At 75.0% G+C, this 3,166-nt stretch carries 1 protein-coding gene; it reads left to right on the top strand.

Going from position 1 to position 3,166, the window contains the following annotated elements:
* On the top strand, positions 1-3,166 hold a 3,166-nt coding region (locus CU044_RS01955), incomplete at both ends, for an SDR family NAD(P)-dependent oxidoreductase (RefSeq protein WP_129766684.1).

Genomic DNA, 3,166 nt, shown 5'->3' with positions numbered 1-3,166 from the left:
CCTGTGCGGCCCGCCGCCCCGGCCCCGGCCCGCTGGGCGTTCCTGGGAGACGGGCCCGGCCGGACGGAGACCTCCGAGCCGGCCCGCGTGTACGCGGACCTGGCCGCGCTGGGAGAGGACGAGGTGCCGGACCTCGTGTTCGCCCCCGTGCCCTCGGCCGAGGGCCCCGCGGAGGCGACGCACCGCGCCCTGGCGCTGGTGCGGACCTGGCTCTCCGACGACCGGTTCGGCGCGGCGCGGCTGGTGTTCGTCACCAGCGGCGCGGTGGCGGCGGACCCCGACGAGGACATCCCCGACCTGGCCAACTCGCCGGTGTGGGGCCTCGTCCGCGCGGCGCAGGCCGAGCACCCCGGCAGGTTCGTCCTCGTCGACGTCGATGAGCCGGCGGACTCGGTCCAGGCGCTGCTGAGCGCCGTCGCGACCGACGAGCCGCAACTGGCCGTGCGCGCCGGTGAACCGTTCGCGCCGAGGCTCGTGCGGGCCCGTCCGGCGGAGTCGGAGGGTTCGGGTCCGGGCTCGGGCTTCGGTGAGGGGCCGGTGCTGGTGACTGGTGCGAGCGGGATGCTCGGTGGGCTGGTGGCGCGGCATCTGGTCGTACAGCACGGGGTGCGGCGGCTGGTGCTGGCGAGCCGGCGTGGCCAGGTGGGCGCGCTGCACGACGAGTTGACGGAGCTGGGCGCCGAGGTCGCCGTCGTCGCCTGTGACGTGGCGGACCGTGACGCGGTGGCGGCGCTGCTCGCCGAGCACCCCGTGACAGCGGTCGTGCACGCGGCGGGTGTGCTGGACGACGGTGTGATCGGGTCGATGACGCCGGAACGGATCGACACCGTGTTCCGGCCCAAGGTCGACGCGGCGTGGAACCTGCACGAGCTGACCCGCGAGCTGGACCTGTCGGCGTTCGTGCTGTTCTCGTCCGCGGCGGGCACGTTCGGCAATCCCGGCCAGGCCAACTACGCCTCGGCCAACGCGTTCCTCGACGCGCTCGCCCAGCACCGGCGCGCCGCCGGACTGCCCGCCACGTCCCTGGCATGGGGCCTGTGGGCGGACGCGAGCGGCATGACCGACGAGCTGGCCGAGACCGACCGCGGCCGCCTCTCGCGCGCCGGTGTCGCCGCCCTCTCCGCCGAGGAGGGGCTGCGGCTGCTCGACGCCTCCCTCGCGCTGCCGACGGCCGTCACCGTGCCCATGCGGCTGGACCTGGCGCCGCTGCGGGCGCGCCCCGAGACCGTCCCCGCGCTGCTGCGCGCGCTGGTGCGCACGGCGCGCCCCGCTGCCGCCAAGGCCGAAGGGAGCCTCGCGGCACGGATATCGGCGCTGCCCGAGGACGAGCGGCTGCCGCTGCTGCTCGACCTCGTGCGCACCTGCGTCGCCGCCGTGCTCGGCCACGCGTCCGCCGCGGAGGTGGAACCGGAACGGGCGTTCGGCGAGCTCGGGTTCGACTCGCTCACGGCGGTCGAGCTGCGCAACCGGCTCGACGCGGCGAGCGGCCTGCGCCTGCCCGCGACGCTTATCTTCGACTACCCGACGCCCCTGGTGCTCGCGGGCCACCTGCGCGCCACGCTGCTCGGCGGCGACGAGGCGGGGACGGCGACCATTCGCGCGGCCGTCGCCGAGGACGAACCGATCGCGATCGTCGGCATGAGCTGCCGGTTCCCCGGTGGTGTCGAGTCGCCTGAGGACCTGTGGCGACTGGTCGCCGAGGGCCGTGACGCGGTGTCCGACTTCCCGGACAACCGGGGCTGGAACGTGGACGCGCTCTACAACCCGGACCCCGGGCACTCCGGCACCAGCACCGTCCGGTGGGGCGGCTTCCTCCACGACGCCGCCGAGTTCGACCCCGCGTTCTTCGGCATGTCGCCGCGCGAGGCGCTGGCCGTCGACCCGCAGCAGCGGCTGCTGCTGGAGACCTCGTGGGAGGCGCTGGAACGGGCCGGGATCGAGCCGAGGACGCTGCGGGGCAGCGCGACCGGCGTGTTCGCGGGAGTGATGTACAACGACTACGCCTCCCGCCTCCGGCGCGCTCCGGAGGGTTTCGAGGGCCAGCTCGGGTTCGGCAGCTCGGGCAGCATCGCCTCCGGCCGCGTGTCCTACGTGCTCGGTCTCGAAGGCCCCGCGATGACCGTGGACACGGCGTGCTCGTCGTCGCTCGTCGCGCTGCACCTGGCGGCTCAGGCGCTGCGCTCCGGTGAGTGCTCGCTGGCGCTGGCGGGCGGTGTGACGGTGATGTCCAGCCCTGCGGCCTTCGTGGAGTTCAGCAGGCAGCGGGGGCTGGCCCCGGACGGCCGCTGCAAGGCGTTCTCCGCCGACGCGGACGGCACCGGCTGGGGCGAGGGCGTCGGCATGCTGGCGTTGGAGCGGCTGTCCGACGCGCAGCGCAACGGGCACCGGGTGCTGGCGGTCGTGCGGGGTTCCGCGGTCAACCAGGACGGTGCGTCCAACGGTCTCACCGCTCCGAACGGTCCGTCGCAACAGCGGGTGATCCGGCAGGCGCTCGCCAGCGCGGGCCTCGCTCCGTCCGACGTGGACGCGGTCGAGGCGCACGGCACCGGTACGACGCTGGGTGACCCGATCGAGGCGCAGGCGCTGCTGGCGACCTACGGCCAGGACCGCGACGGCGAGCCGCTGTGGCTCGGATCGCTGAAGTCGAACGTCGGCCACACCCAGGCCGCGGCCGGTGTCGCGGGCGTCATCAAGATGGTCATGGCGATGCGGAACGGTGTGCTGCCGCAGACGCTGCACGTCTCCGAACGCTCCCCGCACGTGGACTGGTCCGCGGGCGCGGTCGACGTACTGACGGAGCCCCGGCCGTGGACGGCGGCGGGCCGACCGCGCCGGGCCGGCGTGTCGTCGTTCGGTGTGGGCGGGACGAACGCGCACACCATCATCGAGCAGGCCCCGGCAGCCGAGGAGTCCGCTCCCGCCGCGCCGCCCGCTCCCGCCGACGGCGTCGTGCCGTGGATGCTGTCCGCACGGAGCGCGGAGGCGCTGCGGGACCAGGCGATCCGGCTGCGCGAGCATGTCGCGGGTGAGCCGGGGACCGGTGCGGTGGACATCGGCTACTCGCTGGCGACGACGCGGCAGGCCTTCGACCACAGGGCCGTTGTCGTGGGCGACGACCGCGCGGTACTGCTGGACGGGCTCACCGCTCTGGCCGAGGGGCGGCCGT

Source organism: Streptomyces sp. L-9-10, from assembly GCF_004151105.1.
GTDB lineage: Bacteria > Actinomycetota > Actinomycetes > Streptomycetales > Streptomycetaceae > Streptomyces.
Note: the sequence above shows the minus strand (reverse complement) of the source record. Positions and strands in the feature narration are given on the sequence as shown.